18 protein-coding genes are annotated in these 18,894 nt (G+C 43.1%); 17 read left to right on the top strand and 1 reads right to left on the bottom strand.

Features of this window, described 5'->3' with window-relative positions; translation table 11 throughout:
• Positions 1 to 17: 17 nt before the first annotated feature.
• Genes yqfC through era form a run of 8 tightly spaced genes read left to right on the top strand, consistent with a single transcriptional unit; the run spans position 18 to position 6,945 of the window.
• Entirely contained in the window at positions 18 to 317 is a 300-nt protein-coding gene (gene yqfC, locus P6N53_RS13350; protein ID WP_304543982.1) for a sporulation protein YqfC, read from the top strand.
• The gene (gene yqfD, locus P6N53_RS13345) at positions 318 to 1,586 is read left to right on the top strand and encodes a sporulation protein YqfD (RefSeq protein WP_304543980.1); all 1,269 of its coding nucleotides are present in this window, start codon (positions 318 to 320) and stop codon (positions 1,584 to 1,586) included.
• Positions 1,583 to 2,545 (top strand): PhoH family protein, encoded by a 963-nt coding sequence (locus P6N53_RS13340; RefSeq protein ID WP_304543976.1) that lies wholly within the window; start codon positions 1,583 to 1,585, stop codon positions 2,543 to 2,545. The genes yqfD and P6N53_RS13340 overlap by 4 nt, the downstream gene beginning before the upstream one ends.
• A 38-nt stretch (positions 2,546 to 2,583) precedes the next feature.
• Positions 2,584 to 4,743, top strand: a complete 2,160-nt coding sequence (locus P6N53_RS13335; protein WP_304543974.1) for an HD family phosphohydrolase — start codon at positions 2,584 to 2,586, stop codon at positions 4,741 to 4,743.
• On the top strand, positions 4,724 to 5,185 hold the full coding sequence (gene ybeY / locus P6N53_RS13330; protein WP_304543972.1) for an rRNA maturation RNase YbeY: 462 nt from the start codon (positions 4,724 to 4,726) through the stop codon (positions 5,183 to 5,185). Before P6N53_RS13335 ends, ybeY begins: the two co-directional genes overlap by 20 nt.
• 5 nt (positions 5,186 to 5,190) lie before the next feature.
• Entirely contained in the window at positions 5,191 to 5,559 is a 369-nt protein-coding gene (locus P6N53_RS13325) for a diacylglycerol kinase family protein (protein WP_304543971.1), read from the top strand.
• 20 nt (positions 5,560 to 5,579) lie between these two features.
• Positions 5,580 to 5,978 carry a cytidine deaminase gene (locus tag P6N53_RS13320; protein WP_304543969.1) on the top strand — a complete coding sequence of 133 codons (399 nt, stop codon included), beginning with the start codon at positions 5,580 to 5,582 and terminating at the stop codon, positions 5,976 to 5,978.
• Between the two features lie 58 nt (positions 5,979 to 6,036).
• Positions 6,037 to 6,945, top strand: a complete 909-nt coding sequence (gene era, locus P6N53_RS13315) for a GTPase Era (protein WP_304543967.1) — start codon at positions 6,037 to 6,039, stop codon at positions 6,943 to 6,945.
• Between the two features lie 177 nt (positions 6,946 to 7,122).
• Here the strand turns inward: era and P6N53_RS13310 are convergent, their stop codons facing one another.
• A complete protein-coding gene (locus P6N53_RS13310) occupies positions 7,123 to 7,671 on the bottom strand; it encodes a UbiX family flavin prenyltransferase (protein WP_304543965.1) in 549 nt (182 codons plus the stop codon).
• Positions 7,672 to 7,798: 127 nt separating this feature from the next.
• Here P6N53_RS13310 and recO point away from each other — a divergent pair, with 127 nt between their 5' ends.
• The 9 genes from recO to P6N53_RS13265 all read left to right on the top strand — a co-directional run bounded on the left by recO (position 7,799) and on the right by P6N53_RS13265 (position 18,536).
• Complete coding sequence (recO, locus tag P6N53_RS13305) at positions 7,799 to 8,566, top strand: DNA repair protein RecO (RefSeq protein WP_304543963.1); 768 nt, start codon at positions 7,799 to 7,801, stop codon at positions 8,564 to 8,566.
• A 48-nt stretch (positions 8,567 to 8,614) separates the two neighbouring features.
• Positions 8,615 to 9,061: a DUF4342 domain-containing protein gene (locus P6N53_RS13300; RefSeq protein WP_304543962.1), complete on the top strand. Its 447-nt coding sequence runs from the start codon at positions 8,615 to 8,617 to the stop codon at positions 9,059 to 9,061.
• Between the two features lie 282 nt (positions 9,062 to 9,343).
• Positions 9,344 to 10,231 (top strand): glycine--tRNA ligase subunit alpha, encoded by an 888-nt coding sequence (gene glyQ, locus P6N53_RS13295; protein WP_304543961.1) that lies wholly within the window; start codon positions 9,344 to 9,346, stop codon positions 10,229 to 10,231.
• The gene (gene glyS, locus P6N53_RS13290) at positions 10,224 to 12,308 is read left to right on the top strand and encodes a glycine--tRNA ligase subunit beta (RefSeq protein ID WP_304543960.1); all 2,085 of its coding nucleotides are present in this window, start codon (positions 10,224 to 10,226) and stop codon (positions 12,306 to 12,308) included. Before glyQ ends, glyS begins: the two co-directional genes overlap by 8 nt.
• Positions 12,309 to 12,428: 120 nt before the next feature.
• Positions 12,429 to 13,064 (top strand): transcriptional regulator CcpN, encoded by a 636-nt coding sequence (gene ccpN / locus P6N53_RS13285; protein WP_304543958.1) that lies wholly within the window; start codon positions 12,429 to 12,431, stop codon positions 13,062 to 13,064.
• Positions 13,065 to 13,072: 8 nt separating this feature from the next.
• Positions 13,073 to 13,909, top strand: coding sequence for a pyruvate, water dikinase regulatory protein (locus P6N53_RS13280; RefSeq protein WP_304543956.1), 837 nt, complete (start codon positions 13,073 to 13,075; stop codon positions 13,907 to 13,909).
• Between the two features lie 108 nt (positions 13,910 to 14,017).
• Positions 14,018 to 16,702 (top strand): pyruvate, phosphate dikinase, encoded by a 2,685-nt coding sequence (ppdK, locus tag P6N53_RS13275; RefSeq protein WP_304543954.1) that lies wholly within the window; start codon positions 14,018 to 14,020, stop codon positions 16,700 to 16,702.
• 371 nt (positions 16,703 to 17,073) lie between these two features.
• Positions 17,074 to 17,538, top strand: coding sequence for a MarR family winged helix-turn-helix transcriptional regulator (locus P6N53_RS13270; protein WP_304543952.1), 465 nt, complete (start codon positions 17,074 to 17,076; stop codon positions 17,536 to 17,538).
• A 29-nt stretch (positions 17,539 to 17,567) separates the two neighbouring features.
• Positions 17,568 to 18,536, top strand: coding sequence for a 4Fe-4S binding protein (locus tag P6N53_RS13265; protein ID WP_304543950.1), 969 nt, complete (start codon positions 17,568 to 17,570; stop codon positions 18,534 to 18,536).
• Positions 18,537 to 18,894 lie beyond the last annotated feature (358 nt).

Genomic DNA, 18,894 nt, shown 5'->3' with positions numbered 1-18,894 from the left:
CCGAGGAGGGGATTTTAATGTCCTTTAAGGATTTGCAAAGGAAAGTGAAAAAGCAGTTTTCTGATTTTTTTGAGATCCCAAGCGATGTAATGTTGGACTTGCCCAAAATAGTTTTGGTGGGCAACTTACAGGTGTTTATTGAAAATCACAGGGGTATCGTGGAATATAACTCAGATAAGGTTCGGATCAAGGTTGGGGATGGCGAGGTCGGAATTATCGGTGGGAACCTGATGGTAAGAAATATTAAGACAGATGAAATTTGCGTAGATGGACAGATTAAATCCCTCACTTTCCTTGAGCCTGGGGAGGTGTGGTAAATGGTATTAGCCAGAATACTATCCTTTATTTTGGGTTATGTATCTATGGTTATTAAAGGTGATTTTCTTGAGAAATATGTAAATATGGCCACCAGCAGGGGAATATATCTATGGGATATAACCAGGCTGGGTAAAGACCAAATTATGGTTAAGGTAAGGATTAGTGATGTAAGGCCCTTGCGCCATATCGCAAGGGCCACCAAGTGTCGATTTAAGATTCATCAGCGTTTTGGGCTACCTTTTTTAGTTGATCGTCTTAAGAAGAGGAAATTGCTGGCCATTGGTGGCCTTGCATTTCTAGTCATTCTCTATTTCCTGTCTTCCTTTGTATGGTTTGTTGATGTGTCCGGTGCTGAGAAACTGTCAAAGGATGAGATAAAAAAATATGCCGCTGAATCGGGCTTGAAACCCGGAGTAACTAAGTGGGGTGTGGATACAAAGGAAGTGGAGAAGAGTATCCGTGAAAAACTTCCCTCTGTTGCCTGGGTAGGAGTAACCCTTAAGGGTACCAGGGCTACCATTGAGATTGCTGAGCGTAAACTGGTTGTGGAGGATGAAAACCGTGGGCCAGCCCATATCGTAGCCGCCAAAGCTGGATTAATTAAAGAAGTGCTTGTTCTCAAAGGACAAGCGATAGCAAAGGAAGGGGATACTGTGCTTCCTGGGCAGATTTTAATCAGCGGTGAGGTTAAAGAAGAGGTTAAACCTGATACTACTAACCAACCTTTACCTGAGGGACAGGATCCCCCGGAAGCAAAATTCATTAGTCATTATGTTCAGGCCAAAGGTATTGTCAGGGCCCGAGTATGGTATGAGGGCTATGGTGAGTGTCCGCTAAATGAAATTAAGGAGAATATGTCGGAGCGCCAAAAAACCTCTACCCGTATTAAATTTGGGGGCAAGGAAATAATCATATCAGGTCCTAAAAACTCTCCTTACCAGCACTATAAAGAAGAGATGACCTCTAAAAGTCTACCAAAATGGAGGAATATCGAAATCCCCGTCGAACTTATAAGTGTGCAATTTAAGGAAAAAGTCATTACGCGGGTTAATCATGGCGAAACCGGGGCAAAGAATGTAGCAGGTCAAAAAGCTATAGAAGAAGCAAAATCTAGACTTCCAAATGGAGCTAGAATAGTTGAGGAAAGATTGGAAGAGATAAGTACCGGGAAAACTGAAGACTTAATCAGGGTCAGGGCTTTTATTGAGACAATTGAAGATATAGGACAGGGAAAACCTTTTAAAGCTAATGAGGAGGTTAACTATTGACCGAACGTGTTGAAGCAAAGGTTGTAATTAACGATAACGAGGCGGCTGCAGCCATATTCGGAAAACAAGACGAACACCTTAATTTGTTGGAGCAAAGTTTAGGAATAAGGGTGATAGCCCGGGGAGAAGAAATAACTATTATTGGGTCACCTGAACAGGTGGAACAGGGGAAAGAGATTTTTTCTCAACTAAAGGAGTACTTTCAAGCCGGCAATCATATTGGCAGGCATGAGATAAACTATGCCATTAGGTCTGCCAAATCTGGGGTTAAAGGGGCACTTTCAAGTTTAGGCAAAGATATTGTGCTGGTAACTGCCAGGGGAAAGCAGCTAAAGGCCAAAACCTTAGGGCAAAGGGATTATATTAATAATATCAGGAAAAATGATATTGTATTTTCCATAGGACCTGCGGGAAGTGGTAAAACTTATCTTGCAGTGGCTATGGCGGTAAATGCTTTGCGAAAAAAAGAAATAAACAGATTAATTCTTACCAGGCCAGCAGTGGAGGCAGGAGAAAAATTAGGCTTTCTGCCAGGGGATCTTCAGGAAAAGATTGATCCTTATTTGAGGCCACTATATGATAGTCTGTATGATATTTTGGGAATGGAACACACACAAAAATACCTAGAGAGAAATATTATTGAAATTGCACCACTGGCTTATATGCGTGGAAGAACCCTGGAAGATTCCTTTATTATCTTAGACGAAGCTCAGAATACCACGCCTGAGCAAATGAAAATGTTTCTTACAAGACTTGGATTTGGCTCCAAGGCAATAATTACAGGGGATATTACCCAGATAGACTTGCCAAAGGGCCAAAATTCCGGCTTAATTGATGCTAAAAGGGTTTTGGAAGGAGTTAAGGGTATTTCTTTCCAATGGATGACTGCGGCTGATATTGTACGGCACCCCCTGGTAATAGAAATTATCCGGGCTTACGAACAGCAGGATGAGCAGTAGGACTGGCCTTCTGACAGGTGGGGAGTGAGTAATTAGTAATGTTGTTATTACGCCGAATAGGTGGAGGACTGTTAAAGGCTCTCAAATTCTTATTTAAAAATAAAAATTTCCAGCGCTATATTGCTGCTGGTTTGTTCTTTGTGCTTATAACAATGCTTGTTGCCTTTGAATTTGTACCCCAAAAGGTTAATCTGCAAGTTGGTCAAATATCTCCATCAACCATTTTTGCTCCTAGATCTGTGGTCTATGTTGATCAGGAGAAAACCACTGAGGAACGGCAGAAAGCCATGGAGAGGGTACAAAGACTTCCAGAGGTTAACAGGGATGTTCCAATTAATGTTCAACAGGATATCAATCAAGTTTTAGATAGTGTTAAAAAAGTTCAGGCAGATACTGAAGCCGATGAGGATATAAAAACAAATCGGGTTAAGGCATTGATTCCATTTAGCCTGTCTGACCAAATTATTAGAGATATCGCGGAGGGAAACCCCGCCAGCACTGACCAACTGGCCGAGGGTTTAACTGTGATTCTAACTGATGTATATGCCCAGGAAGGCGGCATCACTTCGGATAATATTGAAGAGGCTAAAAATCAGGCCTCAAATAAAATTGTCGACAGACAATTTCAAGAGCCCTATAGGCTGTTAGGTCAAGGGTTGATCAAACATTTCTTTAGGCCAAATGCCTTCTTTGATCCGGAAAAATATCTAATGCAACAGCAGGAAGCAGCCGAAAGTGTCCCTCCGGTACGGGTTAATATACAGTATAAAGAGAGAATAATATCCCAGGGGGATGTTGTTACCGAAGAGCATATGGTAAGGCTCCAAGCACTAGGCTTGTCAAGGCCGGGACTTACCCTAGGCACCCTTATAGGAACCGGTTTGTTAGTAGCACTGCTCATGTCGGTAATACTTCTCTACACCTATATTCACCAGAGGGATATTTATAGAAAGAGCAGCTATCTGTATCTGATAGGGATTATCTTTTTAATGACCCTAATAGTTTCCAGGGCGGTTATGGCCATCAATATAACCCAATGGCCTGAGTTGGGAGCTTTATTTGGTTTCCTAGCACCGGTGGCTGCGGCCGGCATGTTAATTACCATTCTTTTAGATGCTCGTCTTGCCATGCTGGTGGTGGTAAACTTAGCCTTGCTGCTGAGTGTAATGTCAGGGAACAATTTTCAGTTTGCTCTAGTTGGTTTTATTGGTGGAGTAACCGGGGTATTTAGCGTATCCAAGCTGAGTCAGAGGGGTGATCTGGTAAAGGCCGGCATTTATGTTGGGGCCATTAATGTTATTATCATTGCCATAGTAGGGTTGATTAACGGGTCCCCCTGGTATCTAATTGCCACCTCAGCCCTCGGTTTAGGTATTGCCAATGGATTGCTTTCCTCAATCTTAACTAATGGCGCATTACCCTACTTAGAAACCAGTTTTGGCATTACCTCTACAGTTAGACTGCTGGAACTATCTAACCCCAATAACCCGCTGTTAAAGAAACTTTTGACTGATGCACCTGGAACCTATCACCATAGCATTCTAGTGGGTAATTTAGCCGAGGCGGCAGCGGAATCTGTTGGTGCAGAGCCGCTGGTGGTCAGGGTCGGAGCATACTATCATGATATTGGCAAAATAAAGAGACCTTACTTTTTTATTGAAAATCAATTGGGTGGGGATAATCCCCATGATAAAATAGCACCATCATTATCCACGCTAATATTAACCTCCCATGTTAAGGATGGAGTTGAATTGGCTAGGGAGCAGAAACTACCCCAGCCTGTGGTGGACATTATCGAGCAGCATCATGGAAAAAGTCTTGTCAGCTTTTTCTATCACAAGGCCTTAGAAGGTGATAGGAATGAATCTGTTAATGAGGAAGACTTCCGTTATGAGGGTCCAAAACCAAAGACAAAAGAGGCAGCTATTGTCATGCTGGCGGATAATATTGAAGCAGCAGTAAGATCACTGCAGCATCCGACCGCTGGCAGGGTAGAGGGATTGGTTCGTAAAATCATCAAGGACAGGCTTATGGACGGGCAACTGGATGAGTGTGACCTGACCTTTAAAGATTTAGATGCCATAGCTAACAGCTTTGTACGGGTGCTTTCGGGTATTTTCCATAACCGAATTGAGTATCCTGACATGAAACAGGAAATGGAAAGGAGAAAAACTCGAAATGCCGGTCCTAACAAGTAATTTGCAAGAAGAAATTTCCCTTGAGGAAAGTCTCATCCTACTAGTTGAAAAAGTAGTAAAGGAAACACTAAAGCTAGAAGGCTACTCTACCGAAGCTGAAGTGGGCGTAATATTTGTAGATGATAACTATATTAAGAGCCTTAATGCAGAATATCGTGGTATAGACAAGCCCACGGATGTACTCTCCTTCGCCCTAAACGAAGGGGAAGAAATGCCGGAGGAAGAGGATGCAGAGGAACTGCTGGGTGATATTGTAATGTCACTTCCCACCGCACAACGCCAAGCGCAAGAGTATGAGCATAGCTTTGAGAGGGAAGTGGCTTTTTTAACTGTCCACGGCTCATTGCACCTCCTGGGCTATGATCATCAGACAGAAGAGGAACGTCAACTTATGCGAGAGAAGGAAGAGGCTATCCTAAATGCTTTAAAGATAACCAGGTGATACTTGTGAATTCTAAAGGAATCTTAAGTAGTTTTGGCTATGCCCTGAGGGGTATAATCTATGTAATTGGTACCCAAAGAAATATGAAGGTTCACCTAACAGCAGCACTTCTGGTGGTGACGGTGGGCCTTTTTTTGCATCTGACCAGTATTGAGTGGCTAAGCATTTGTTCAGCAATATTTTTAGTCTTAATTGCTGAGTCCTTGAACACTGCAATTGAGGCTGCCGTTGATTTAGCCACCAGTGAACGGCATCCCCTGGCAGGTATAGCCAAGGATTGTGCCGCTGGAGCTGTACTGCTGGCCGCCATTTACTCCCTAGTTGTGGCCTATCTAGTATTCTGGCCAAAGATTTCCAGCATATTCTTTGGCTAACGTCTAAAGGAGTTGTTTAAATGACAATCACTGCGGAAAAACTTATAGAAATGGCACTAATAGCCAGGGATAATGCCTATACACCCTACTCTAAGTTTAAGGTTGGTGCTGCTCTATTGACTAAGGACGGCAAGGTATTTTCCGGCTGCAATGTGGAAAATGCCTCCTATGGTCTGGCCTGCTGTGCTGAACGAACAGCAATCTTTAAAGCTGTATCAGAGGGCCATAGGGATTTCGATGCCATAGCTGTGGTGGCAGATGTCCCCGAATATTGCTCCCCCTGCGGGGCCTGCCGACAGGTACTGGCCGAATTCGGAGGAAAGATCCAAGTACACATGGGCAATCTAAAGGGCCAATACCGCACATCCAAAGTAGAAGACCTGCTGCCAGGCTTCTTTGGCCCCAAGGATTTAGAATGAGTCAGTGGACGGTTCAGAAATTTAAAATTTGATACCTTTAAGTTTTAGGAGGCTTTATATGTTAAATACCCCAGAGGGATTTCGTTCAGGATTTGCAGCCCTTGTAGGGCGGCCTAATGTGGGAAAATCTACACTATTAAACAAGCTTGTTGGGCAGAAGGTTGCCATCATGTCTGATAAACCCCAGACAACTAGGCATAAAATTCACTCGGTACTTACTAGAAATGAGGCCCAGATCGTATTTCTAGATACACCTGGCATACATAAGCCGAAGCACAAGCTTGGTGAATATATGGTAGACGTGGCTCTAGGTGCCCTGAGGGAAGTGGATGTGGTTTTATTTTTAGTTGAAGCCACGGATGATCCGGGAGCGGGGGATAAGTACATTGCCGAACAGTTAAAAGAGATTAAAACTCCAATATTTTTAATGATTAACAAAATTGACCTAATAAAAAAAGAAGAAGTATTGGAGAAGATTAGTCGCTATAAGGATCTGCTCCCCTTTGCTGAACTGATTCCTGTATCTGCCATAGATGGAGAAAATGTGGACAGGTTAATACAAACTATAATTAAATACCTGCCGGAAGGACCACAATATTACCCCACTGACATGATTACCGACCGACCGGAGCGTTTTATTATGGCGGAAATAATTCGTGAAAAGGTCTTGCATCTGACAAGTGAAGAAATCCCCCACTCAGTGGCGGTGGTTGTTGAGCAGATACAAGAGCGAAATAATGGGGTTGTGGCATTAAATGCAGTAATATTTACCGAGCGGGAATCCCAAAAGGCTATCCTAATTGGTAAGGGTGGACAGATGCTTAAAGAGGTTGGTCGACGGGCCAGGGAAGAAATAGAAAACCTCCTAGGCTCAAAGGTTTATTTAGAACTATGGGTAAAGGTAAAAAAGGATTGGCGCAATAAGATGGCGGATCTCAGGAATTTGGGGTTTTCCCAGGAAGAGTAGAAAGTTGGGGATGCCTTTTGGGTCTCGTCTGGTCTTACTTAAGAGCGTCTTTGTTGGGTACCGATTGCAGGGGAAGGAATTTGGGGGTTTGTTAGTTGGATGGCTAACAGACCCCTTTTTTGCGGTAATCTATAGGCTCCCCAGTCAGACGAGACCAAAGGAAAAGCTCCTAAGCAATCACCACCGCTTGACTAGATCATTCTCTAAACCAAGCCGGTCAAGGATGCGTCCAACGGTTTGAATAATAAGGTCTTGTATGGTAGAGGGATGGTGATAGAAGGCGGGCATGGGTGGTTGAATTACCGCGCCGGCATGGGCTAACTTTAACATGTTCTCCAGGTGAATGGTATTCAGGGGGGTTTCCCTGGGTACCAGGATTAACTGTCGTCCTTCCTTAAGGGTGACATCTGCGGCCCGCACAATCAGGTTCTCGGCATAACCATGGGCTAGGCCTGCCAATGTCTTCATGCTGCAGGGACAGATGACCATACCCTGATGTTTGAAGGAACCGCTGGCAACTGATGCAGCAAGGTTGTCAAAGTCATGACAAATGTTAGCAAGCTGAGCTACCTGTTGTGGGGTGTAGGTTGTTTCTAATTCTATGGTTTGCTTGGCCCAGGAACTCATTATTAGATGTGTTTCCAATCCAAGCTTGTTAAGCTGCTGTAAAAGAGTAATGCCGTAAATAGCACCTGTTGCTCCGGTAATAGCAACTATTATACGCATGTACACACCTCCAACACCATTTTACAACCATTCCTTAGAAAAGCAAAGACGGGTCATATTTGTGATTACAAAAGAACATCTAATCGTTGGGAAGTAGTATAATATAAATCAAAGATAAAAACTGAAGGTGATAATAATTTCAGTTAAAATATATAATCTTGACGCCATTGTACTTAAATCCCGGGATATGAGAGAAGCGGATAAAATATTAACCCTTTTTTCTTTGCAAAGGGGAAAGCAGCGGGTGGTTGCCCATGGTGTGGCGAAGCCTAAAAGTACTAAGAGGGGGGCAGTTCAACCCTTTTGCTACTCTTCTTTGCTGATGCACAAAGGGAGAGATTTAGATTCCATCAGCCAAGCAGAGCTAAAGGAATCTTTTACCGAGCTAAGAAATGATTTAGACCGCTTGGCCTTTGCAGCTCAGATGGCTGAATTGGCAGATGGTTTTACAGAAGAGTGCGAGCCTAATCAGGCAATATTTGCCCTTCTGCTGAGCACCCTGCATGTCATTGCCAAAGGAGATGCAGAACTTGCCCTGCGATTTTTTGAAGCCCGATTATTAGCCTTGTCAGGCTTTTTGCCGGAATTGGATTCTTGCAGCGAGTGCGGTCAACCATTAAAGGAGGCTAAGGTCAATTTTGAGCAGCAGTTGGGGGGCTTTGTATGCAGGGAATGTATTTCTGCTACTGGAGTAAAAGCTACCTTTAATCGCGGGAGCCTTGAAGTATTAAAAACCCTTTACCGCTGGGATTTGTCTAAGCTTCACCAACTAAAGGTGTCAGATATAATCAGAAAGGAACTAAAGGGTCTACTTAGGGCATATATTGAATATCATTTGGAAAAAAGATTAAAAACTGCAGAATTTTTGGATAGATTGTATAAAAATAAGTACTAGAGGGGAAAAGCTATATAACGATAATTGTTCATAAAGGAGGACTATTGCGTGACCAGTGAACTGGAAAAAATAGACCTTATCAGGGCCCGTCTTGGTGTTGGTTATAAAGAGGCTAAGGAAGCCCTTGATCTAGCTGGAGGGGATGTTGTGGAAGCCCTTATCAGCCTGGAACAGAAAAACCGTCAGTGGAACGAAAAACTGCACGGTAAAGGTAATGAATTTATGGGTCAAGTTAAACATATTTTTGAAAAGGGTCAGAAGACCAAGGTAAAGGTTAAAAAAGATGACCGGACAGTGGTTGAATTTCCTGCCACGGTTGGTGCCCTAGGGGTGCTGGGAGCCATGGCCAGTACACCGGTCCTGATTATCGGTGCATTAGGCAGTATTGTAGGCTTGGCCAATAATTACAGACTTGAATTTGATGATCCTAAGGATCAGTGGCAGCCTGAAGTGGAGGTTCCCAATAAACACGAGGACAACACTCCTAAGCATTAAGAGTATTGACAATAAACTAGTAATTTGGTAAATTGTATGCTGTAATTCAAGAATAGGCGATGAGGGAAAAGATACTTGGAGAGTTGTTTTGACAGCGAGCCGGGTTAGTGTGAGCCGGTAAAGCAAGCCGAGTGGTGGAGCTCCTGAGCTAACTTTTAATTAAGGTGGATTGCCCCTTGGGCAGTCAAACAGGGTGGAACCGCGGGAGAGATCTCCCGTCCCTGACTTATGTCAGGGACGGGAGTTTTTATTTTCATTTATATTATCAGAGGAGGAATACACTTGAATTTTCAGGAGTTAATTCTGACCTTAAATAAATTTTGGTCAGAGCAAAACTGCATCATCCAGCAGCCCTATGATATTGAAAAGGGCGCCGGTACTATGAACCCGGCCACTTTCTTAAGGGCATTAGGACCAGAACCCTGGCGGGTTGCCTATGTTGAGCCGTCCCGCCGCCCCACCGATGGTCGATATGGAGAAAATCCCAATCGTTTGCAGCACTATTTCCAATACCAGGTAATCCTAAAGCCGTCCCCTGATGAGGTTATCACCGTTTACCTGGATTCTTTGCGGGCAATTGGCATAGACCCGGACAAGCATGATATTCGCTTTGTGGAAGACAATTGGGAATCACCCACCCTGGGAGCCTGGGGCTTAGGCTGGGAAGTTTGGCTGGACGGTATGGAAGTAACTCAGTTTACTTATTTCCAACAGTGTGGCGGCATTGATTGTCATCCAGTTTGTGCGGAAATAACCTATGGCTTGGAACGCTTAGCCATGTTTATTCAGCAGAAGGATAGTGTCTTTGATATAGTATGGGTTGGTGACGTGACCTATGGTGATGTCTATCATCAAAACGAGGTAGAACAATCTGGCTATAACTTTGAACATGCCAATACGGAAATGCTTTTTGACCTATTTGATATGTATGAGACCGAGGCTACAACCATTGTTGAAAAGGGACTTGTACTCCCGGCCTATGATTACGTACTAAAATGCTCCCACACCTTTAACTTGCTCGATGCCAGAGGCGCCATCAGCGTTTCAGAACGGCAGGGGTATATTGCCAGGGTCAGGCAGATGGCCCGGGCCTGTGCACAAGCCTATGTTGAGCAGCGTGAGAAGCTAGGATTTCCTTTGTTAAAGAAAGGAGCTAATAAAAATGGCTAAGGATTTTTTACTTGAAGTTGGCATAGAAGAAATGCCTGCCCGTTTTCTTGGGCCGGCTTTGGGACAATTAAAGGAACTGGCAGCTAAAATGCTGCAGGAACAAAGGATTAACTGTGGAGATATTGCAACCTATGGTACACCACGCCGTTTAGTTCTTCATGTTAAGGATGTTGCAGAGCGACAGTCTGACCTGGAAAAGGAAATAAAGGGGCCTGCGAAAAAGGCAGCCTATGATATTGATGGAAATCCCACCAAAGCCATACAAGGATTTCTAAAGTCTCAGGGGGTAAACTTAGAGGACCTGGTGGTTCGACCAATTGGTCAGGTTGAATATCTATATGCCATAAAGAGAGAGGAAGGACGCCCCGCTGCTGATGTACTGGCTGAGATTACACCTGCCATGATAACGGGACTTCATTTTCCTAAGCCAATGAGATGGGGTTCACTGGAAATGCGCTTTGCCCGCCCTATCCGCTGGCTGGTGGCCCTCTATGGAGAACAAGTAGTTCCCTTTGAGTTAGCAAATCTAAAATCAGATAGATATACCTTTGGTCATAGATTCTTAACCACAGGTGGCTTTGAAATCCTTAACCCTGATGATTACTTTAATAGAATTAGGGCTGCCTATGTGTTGGTGAATCCGGCTGAGAGGAAAGAGATAATCTGGCGTCAGATTCAGGAGTTAGCTGCTGCAGAGGGTGGGCGGGTTGAGCCTGACGAAGATCTTCTAGAGGAGATCACCAATATTATTGAGTGGCCCACAGCTCTGTGTGGTAGTTTTGATGACAATTATCTTAACCTGCCCGAGGCCGTTCTGGTTACACCCATGAGGGAGCACCAAAGATACTTCCCTGTTATGGGCGAGGACGGAAAGCTATTAAACAAGTTTATCGCAGTAAGAAATGGTACCAGTGCACATATAGAAATTGTAACCGCCGGCAATGAAAAGGTGCTGCGGGCTCGTTTGGCCGATGCTGCCTTTTTCTTCGATGAGGATTTAAAACGTCCCCTAGCTGAAAAGGTGGAAGGACTTAAAAAAATTGTCTTCTTAGAAGGATTAGGTTCCATTGCAGATAAGGTTGATAGGATTGGTGCCCTGGCAGAACACATTTCTGAAACCATGGGGGCCAATGGGGTTCAAGCGGAGCAAATTCAAAGGGCAGCCCTTCTGGCTAAGGCTGACCTAGTGACCAATATGGTTTACGAGTTCCCGGAACTACAGGGTCTGATGGGTAGAGAGTATGCTCTCCGCAACGGTGAAGACCCAGTGGTGGCCGAGGCCATATTCCAACACTATCTGCCAAGATCTGCCGGTGATCAACTACCTGATACTTTGGCAGGAAGAAGCCTTAGCCTTGCGGACAAGATGGATACCATTGTGGGCTGCTTCTCCATAGGAATCCAGCCAACAGGCTCACAGGATCCCTATGCCCTGCGCCGCCAGGCCCTTGGGGTATGTAACATCATTATTGATGGCAGACTTCATATTTCCCTGGATCAAATAATTGAATGGGCCTACCAGGGCTACAGCGAAGGTGTGGAACTCAAACAGGAGCTAAACCAGGTTAAGAATGAAATTCAAGAGTTCTTCAAGCAAAGACTTAGGGGAATATTGACCGACAGAGGACTGACCTACGATACAGTGGAAGCAATACTAGCTGCTGGCTTTGAGGATATTACAGATGTAGTGGAACGTGGTCAGGCCCTGGCGTCCTTTCGGTCTGAACCAGCCTTTGGTGCTTTAATGACCGCATTTAACAGGGCTAACAGCCTGGCAAAACATGCAAAGGTAAGCGACATGGTGGAGGAGCGATTGGAGCATCCTGCTGAGGTAGAATTATATCGTCAATTGACCTTGCTGATAAAAGAGGTTCAACCCCTGGTGGAAAAAAGAGAATACACCATTGCTTTCGAGAGAATAGCCGGTATAAAGGATCACCTGAATAACTTCTTTGAAAATGTTATGGTAATGGTTGAGGATCAACAGGTAAAAGCAAACCGTCTGGCCATGCTCAAACAATTAACTGATTTAAGCTTAAGTATGGCAGATTTCAGTAAAATTGTTGTGGAAGGATAAAAAATAGCTTTTTGATCAAATTTTTTTGAAAAAAGAAGGGATTTTTTTATCGATATAATATATATTATATATATCGTTTTTGGTAATTAGTATGTCATATTGAGGGTTGGGGGTAAGGGGATGGAACTTTCCAAAAGGCAGGAGACTATTTTAGAAATAGTAAAAAAGAATGGTCCCATCACCGGTGAGCAAATTGCAGAGCAACTCAACCTTACCAGGGCAACCTTAAGACCGGACTTGTCTATATTGACCATGGCAGGATTATTAGAGGCAAGACCTAGGGTAGGGTACTTCTACAGTGGAAAATCCACCGACCGGGTCCTGGCGGATAAAATCACCAGGATTAAGGTTGGTGACGTGAAGTCAGTGCCCATTGTAGTTCCAGAAAGCTGCACCGTCTACGATGCGGTGGTTACCATGTTTATTGAAGATGTGGGCACCCTATATGTTGTTCGGGATGGTGGACTCTTAGAGGGAGTTGTTTCCCGGAAGGATTTGCTAAAAACTACCCTAGGCGGTCAAGATATCAATAAACTGCCGGTAGGGGTTATTATGACCCGCATGCCTAACGTCTACATGACAGATGTTAATGACTCAGCCTGGTTAGCTGCCCACAAGCTACTGACCCATGAAGTGGATTCCTTACCAGTGGTTAGAACTGTTCCTGGTACTAAGGGAAAAGAGTTTGAAGTTGTAGGCAGATTCTCAAAAACTAATATCACCCGAATCTTTGTAGAATTAGGTGAAGGGTCCTGAGGAGGGGATTGACCATTATAGCGCCGAAAGATGATAATCCGGTAGTATATATTGTTTCTGACTCCATTGGTGAAACTGCTGAGCTGGTTGCCAAGGCAGCTGTTAGCCAATTTAACGGTGGCAACGTGCAAATCAGGCGAGTTCCTTACGTCAATGATCCCCAGGACATAGTGGATGTGGTTGATGAGGCTCGTGGTCAAAACTGCATTGTTGCTTTTACCCTGGTTCTTCCTGAATTGAGGGAAGTACTGGTTAGAGAGGCTGACCGACATCATATTCCAACAGTGGATATTATGGGTCCTTTCCTGGATGCCCTGACCCTAATAACCTCAGGGCCGCCAAAATTAGAACCAGGATTAGTTCGTAAGCTGGATGAAGAATATTTTAGACGAGTAGAAGCAATCGAATTTGCTGTAAAATATGATGATGGAAAAGACCCAAGGGGTCTTTTGAGGGCGGATCTAGTTATACTTGGAGTATCTAGAACTTCAAAGACTCCCCTGAGTATGTACCTGGCGCATAAACGTATTAAAGCAGCTAATGTGCCCCTTGTGCCGGAGGTTGCTCCACCCCAGGAGATTTTCAACCTTCCGTCCCATAAAGCTATCGGTTTAACTATCAAACCACAACAGCTTAATTTTATTCGTACCGAGAGATTAAAGACCCTGGGATTAACCTCCCATGCGGATTACGCCAGTCCTGAGCGAATTTTAAAGGAACTGGAGTATGCAGAGTCAATCATGAAGAGGGTTGGCTGCCCAATAATAGATGTAACCAACAAGGCGGTAGAGGAAACTGCCAGCAAAGTTTTAGAAATCTATTACCGGGGCGAACGGCATAGGTAAGCTGTATTTTAAATGTAGTTGAAGTGATTTTGTATTTATAACTGATACTTGTTTTAAAGGTGAGAGGTTTAACCTCTCACATCTAATTTTGAATCGGGGAGGATTAAAATGGCTGCTGCAAAATACGTTTATACCTTTTCGGAGGGAAAGGCTGATATGAAAAGCCTTTTGGGTGGTAAAGGAGCCAATTTGGCTGAGATGACAAATATTGGTTTACCTGTGCCCCCTGGTTTTATAATCACCACAGAGGCCTGTAAAGAGTTTTACAAAGCAGGACGTCAGTTTCCAGAGGGTATGGAAGCTGAGGTGGAGCAAAAGGTTACTTGGTTGGAGCAAACCCTTGGTAAGAGTTTTGGAGATCCTAACGGACCATTGTTGGTTTCGGTTCGTTCAGGGGCGGTAATATCTATGCCTGGCATGATGGATACTGTACTTAACCTGGGTTTAAATGACAACACTGTCATCGGCTTGGCCGCCAGCAGCGGTAATCCTCGCTGGGCCTATGACTGTTATCGACGGTTTATCCAAATGTTTGGAAATGTTGTGTTAGACATTGAACATCATAGGTTCGAAGCAGTTTTAGAGGACCAAAAATATAAAAGAGATGTAAAGTTTGACAACCAATTAACTGCCGAGGATTGGCAGGAGGTAATTAAACAATATAAATATATTGTCCGCAGGGAGACTGGTGCTGAATTCCCCCAGGATCCTAGAGTGCAACTTTATAAGGCGATCTATGCTGTATTTAATTCCTGGGAAAATGATCGTGCCAATGTATATCGGAGAATACATAAAATTCCTGACGATCTTGGTACAGCAGTAAATGTACAGACCATGGTCTTTGGTAATATGGGTGATGACTGCGGAACCGGGGTTGCCTTTACCCGCAATCCTTCCACGGGAGAAAACATCCTTTATGGGGAGTATTTAACAAATGCACAGGGTGAAGACGTGGTTGCAGGCATTCGTACACCTTTACCTATATCAAAGCTTCAAGAGGAAATGCCCGATGTATTCCAACAGTTTTCCACTACCTGCACATTGCTTGAGAACCACTATAAAGATATGCAGGACATTGAGTTTACCATTGAACGCAACAAACTATGGATGCTGCAGACAAGAAACGGTAAACGCACTGCCCAAGCTTCCATTAGAATCGCTGTTGAAATGGTGGAACAAGGCTTAATTACAAAAGAAACAGCCATTTTACGTGTTGACCCAAATCAATTGGATCAACTGCTGCACCGGAGAATTGATCCTAACGCCACCCTGGATATTTTAGCCAAGGGTTTGCCGGCTTCCCCCGGCTCAGCTTCCGGTAAGGTAGTATTTGATGCTGATTTAGCAGAAAAGATGAATGAGCAGGGGCAAAAGGTCCTGTTGGTAGGTACAGAAACCACTCCTGACGATATTCATGGCATGGTGGCTTCCCAGGGGATACTCACCTCCAGGGGGGGTATGACCAGCCATGCTGCTGTGGTAGCCAGGGGTATGGGAAAACCGTGTGTATGCGGTTGCGAAGCAATTAAGATTGATATGGAAAACAAGCAATTTTTAGTTGGCAATCATGTTGTTAAAGAGGGAGATCTAATCTCCATTGATGGGACCAGTGGCCAGGTCATAATTGGTGAAGTACCAATGATTGAGCCTGATTTATCAGCAGAGTTCTTAAAGCTTTTGGAATGGGCAGACGATATTCGCTCCTTGGGGGTAAGGGCTAATGCCGACACTCCTGAAGATGCTGCTAAGGCCAAGGAATTTGGGGCCGGGGGAATCGGACTTACTCGTACCGAGCATATGTTTATGGCCCAGGATAGATTGCCCATTGTACAGGAAATGATCTTAGCAACAACTTTGGAAGAAAGGGCCGAGGCCCTGGCAAAACTGCTCCCCATGCAGGAAGGAGATTTCTATGGCATACTGAAGGCCATGGAAGGTTTGCCTGTTTGTATTCGTTTATTAGATCCTCCTCTGCATGAATTCCTGCCCAACGCAGAAGAATTAGCAGTGGAAATTGCCAAACTAAAGCTGACTAATAGTGACTCCGATAAAATAAGAGAGCACGAAGATCTACTTCGCAAGGTGCGTTCCTTGTCTGAATTTAACCCAATGCTTGGACACAGGGGCTGCCGCCTAGGCATTACATGGCCGGAGGTGTATGCCATGCAGGCAAGGGCCATCTTCCAGGCTTCAGCAAGGCTGGTTAAAGAGGGCTATCAGATAGAACCGGAGGTAGAGATTCCCCTGGTTATTGAAATTAAAGAGCTTGCCTACTTGAGAGAGCTAGTAGAAAAGGTGGCAGAAGAAGTTATGGAGTCTACGGGGGTAGATTTCCATTACACCGTGGGAACCATGATCGAGGTCCCCAGAGCTGCGCTGCTGGCTGATGAGATTGCCACCCAGGCTGAGTTTTTCTCCTTTGGCACGAATGATCTAACACAAACCACCCTTGGCTTCTCCCGTGATGATGCGGAGGGTAAGTTCATGCATGCTTATATAGACAAAAAAATCCTTACCGAGAATCCCTTTGTAGTATTGGACCGCAAGGGTGTTGGCAAGCTTATGCAGTGGACCGTTGAAAATGCCAGACGTGTAAAACCAGATTTATTGATTGGCATCTGCGGGGAACATGGTGGTGAACCTAGTTCTGTAGAGTTCTGCCATATGATTGGTTTAGATTATGTAAGTTGTTCTCCATACCGGGTGCCAGTTGCCAGATTGGCAGCAGCCCAAGCGGCTGTAATCGCCAAAGACCAATCCAAAGGCAAGGCAACGGAGTCTGGTCAGAAGTAGGAAGGCCTTATGTACCAAGGGTTTGAGAGACTTGGTGTAAGGGTGTTATCTCTTAGTGTTTTAAGAGGTAGCACCTTGTTTTTTATTCAAATATGGTATTATGGAACATAAAACGGGTCGTAAAAGGGCTATTATGGAATACTTTTTTGGGTAGAATTAGTGTCGAGCTCTTAAATAGTTAGAAACCGAATAGCTTTTTAAGATAGGGTATTGTCTTTTAGAAATTATAAGAGACAGTACCCTATTTTTAATAGCATGTTGACATGATGTATAAACGTGGATTTAAAAATTAAAGTGAAACAAATATTAGTTGCTATTAGCAACTAATTAGGTTATTATATTAATAATTAATAAGTTTATAAGGAGTTATTATGGATGAAAGTGTAAACAACTTTAAGAATTTTAAAGTTACAGATACGTTGGGGCATATTGTAAATAGGGTTGCTATTATTATGAGAAAAAAATTGACTGCTCGATTTAAGGAAGAAGGAGTGGAACTAACACCTGAAGAGTTTGCAATCTTATTTAAATTATGGGAAGAAGATGGTCTTTTTCAATCGGAAATAACAGAGAAGACATTAAAAGATAAAACCAGGGTGACAAGGCTTTTGGATAATCTTATTAAAAAATCCTTTGTGGAAAAAAAGATAGATAAAAACGACAGAAGAAGCTATCAAATATTTTTAACCGATAAAGGTATACGCCATAAGTACAGAGTTTTACCGATTGTCAGGGAAATTATGAACCAATCATCAAATCAAGTGTCTTCAAGGGATCTAGAAATTACTATTAAAACACTCAAAAAAGTCTTTGAAAATATAAATAGTGTTTTTTGACAATTAAGGAAGGGATGGGAAGGTACCCGATGAATATAATTGAGAGAATAATTCTTAAAGTAATTAGAAATAAGGTAAAAAAGTGGTTTGATTTAGAACGTTCATTAACATCTTTGGAAAATGTTCACACTTCGGTTGAGAACTCACCAGAAAAAAGCTGGCCTAATCCTGATAAAATTCCAAGTGGGGAGGAAGTTCCTTTTAGCTTAAAGAACATTCCTATTGTTGGACATAGTTTGAGGTCATCTATAGATGAAGGGATAAAAGCGATTAAGAGTATCCAAGAAAATCCCAAGTCGGGTCAAGTCTCGATAACAGATCCTGAATTAAAAGAATTTGAAGAGTTGGCAAAGTTAAAAGGTATTGGTGCTATTGGATATACAAAACTACCGGCTCATTTTATTTTCAAAGATAGGGCTGTTTTGTATGACACGGCTATTGTATTGATCATGGAAATGGATAGTATAGCTATAAAGAATGCTCCAAGTGTAGATACCTTTAGAATGGTTATGTCAACATATGATAAATTGGGTGAAATAACAAATTTATTAACAGAAAAACTAAGAAAGATGGGGTATCAAGCACAGGCAAGCCATCCTTTGGGAGGTTTAGTATTATATCCGCCACTGGCTGTTCAGGCCGGAATGGGGTGGTTTGGTCGACATGGACTTTTAATAACACCTCAGTTTGGCCCACGCCAAAGAATAGCAGCTATATTTGCTAATATTGATAATTTGCCTCTTTCAGAAGGTAACGAGCATTCATGGATTGAAAAATTCTGCAATCGATGTGGTAAGTGTATTAGAAAATGTCCCTCAAATGCTATTCTTGAGTTGCCAATTGAGCATAATTCAGGGCGAAAAACTCATATTATCAGAGAAAAATGTTTGCCTACATTTGTAAAACAACAAGGATGCACAATTTGTGTAAAAGAATGTAGTTTTACAAACAACAGTTATAAAGATTTGTATGAAAGATTTAAAGTACAAAACAAGTAAGGGTTTTTATGGTTATGTAAAAAGTGTTCCATAATGTGAGAAAACGGTAATTAGTCTATTTTGATAGCAGCCGCCCAGGCCTCGGTTAAGACAAAGTAAGCACTGAGTCAGATGTAGGATGCATGGCGTGAAAGCCTTGGGACGTAATAAGTTAAGAGAATATTAATATCACATAAATAGGGTGATGACAGACCGAATTTTGGATGTCAACACCCTATTTTTATATGAAAAAAGTGTATTTTTGATGGTTCAGTATTCAAAAAATATGCATTATGGGTTACGATAAAAATTATAATGATTTATAAACAGGCCATCCCCTTAAATATGTCAATCAGTTATGCAATTTTAGGGATACTAA

Source organism: Desulforamulus aquiferis (assembly GCF_030577015.1).
GTDB classification, from domain to species: domain Bacteria; phylum Bacillota; class Desulfotomaculia; order Desulfotomaculales; family Desulfotomaculaceae; genus Desulfotomaculum; species Desulfotomaculum aquiferis.
Note: the sequence above shows the minus strand (reverse complement) of the source record. Positions and strands in the feature narration are given on the sequence as shown.

Bases quoted from the DNA above. Each gene is read 5' to 3' on its own strand.
- yqfC (WP_304543982.1), top strand. From the start codon at position 18: ATGTCCTTTAAGGATTTGCAAAGGAAAGTGAAAAAGCAGTTTTCTGAT.
- yqfD (WP_304543980.1), top strand. From the start codon at position 318: ATGGTATTAGCCAGAATACTATCCTTTATTTTGGGTTATGTATCTATG.
- P6N53_RS13335 (WP_304543974.1), top strand. From the start codon at position 2,584: ATGTTGTTATTACGCCGAATAGGTGGAGGACTGTTAAAGGCTCTCAAA.
- ybeY (WP_304543972.1), top strand. From the start codon at position 4,724: ATGCCGGTCCTAACAAGTAATTTGCAAGAAGAAATTTCCCTTGAGGAA.
- P6N53_RS13320 (WP_304543969.1), top strand. From the start codon at position 5,580: ATGACAATCACTGCGGAAAAACTTATAGAAATGGCACTAATAGCCAGG.
- era (WP_304543967.1), top strand. From the start codon at position 6,037: ATGTTAAATACCCCAGAGGGATTTCGTTCAGGATTTGCAGCCCTTGTA.
- P6N53_RS13310 (WP_304543965.1), bottom strand. From the start codon at position 7,671: ATGCGTATAATAGTTGCTATTACCGGAGCAACAGGTGCTATTTACGGC.
- glyS (WP_304543960.1), top strand. From the start codon at position 10,224: ATGGCTAAGGATTTTTTACTTGAAGTTGGCATAGAAGAAATGCCTGCC.
- ccpN (WP_304543958.1), top strand. From the start codon at position 12,429: ATGGAACTTTCCAAAAGGCAGGAGACTATTTTAGAAATAGTAAAAAAG.
- ppdK (WP_304543954.1), top strand. From the start codon at position 14,018: ATGGCTGCTGCAAAATACGTTTATACCTTTTCGGAGGGAAAGGCTGAT.
- P6N53_RS13270 (WP_304543952.1), top strand. From the start codon at position 17,074: ATGGATGAAAGTGTAAACAACTTTAAGAATTTTAAAGTTACAGATACG.
- P6N53_RS13265 (WP_304543950.1), top strand. From the start codon at position 17,568: ATGAATATAATTGAGAGAATAATTCTTAAAGTAATTAGAAATAAGGTA.